The sequence below is a fragment of the Xanthobacter autotrophicus genome (assembly GCF_029991245.1).
GTDB lineage: Bacteria > Pseudomonadota > Alphaproteobacteria > Rhizobiales > Xanthobacteraceae > Xanthobacter > Xanthobacter autotrophicus_C.
Genome location: NZ_JAIVFO010000432.1, coordinates 1 through 404, shown reverse-complemented (window position 1 = coordinate 404; position 404 = coordinate 1). Strand labels below are relative to the sequence as shown.

The following is a 404-nucleotide window of genomic DNA, read 5'->3' as shown; positions in this document are numbered from 1 at the left end:
GTGCAGTCCAGCAGCCGCATCGCCTGGATCGACCGACTCGGTGAGGGGATGCTCCCCACCCGGGAGTCGGTGATCCAGGAGGGCGACCTGCTGCACCTGGTGATGCGCGAGGAGAACGCCGCCGAGGTCTTCGCCGTGATCAACAAGGGTCCGGAGGACCACTGATGCGAGTCGCCATCGCCGGGGCCGGCGCCGTGGGGCGCTCCGTGGCCCAGGAGCTCATCACCAACGGCCACCAGGTGCTGCTGATCGACAAGGACCCGGTCTCGATCAAGCCCGACCGGGTGCCCGAGGCCGAGTGGCTGCTCGCCGACGCCTGCGAGCTGTCCTCGCTGGAGGAGGCCCGCCTCGACCAGTGCGACGTCGTCATCGCGGCCACCGGCGACGACAAGGCCAACCTGGTC

Annotated in this window: 1 protein-coding gene; it reads left to right on the top strand. The window is 69.8% G+C overall.

Features of this window, described 5'->3' with window-relative positions; all coding sequences use genetic code 11:
* Nucleotides 1–164: 164 nt before the first annotated feature.
* Nucleotides 165–404: NAD-binding protein (locus K9U41_RS23555; protein ID WP_282643242.1), on the top strand; the 240-nt coding region annotated here is incomplete at its 3' end.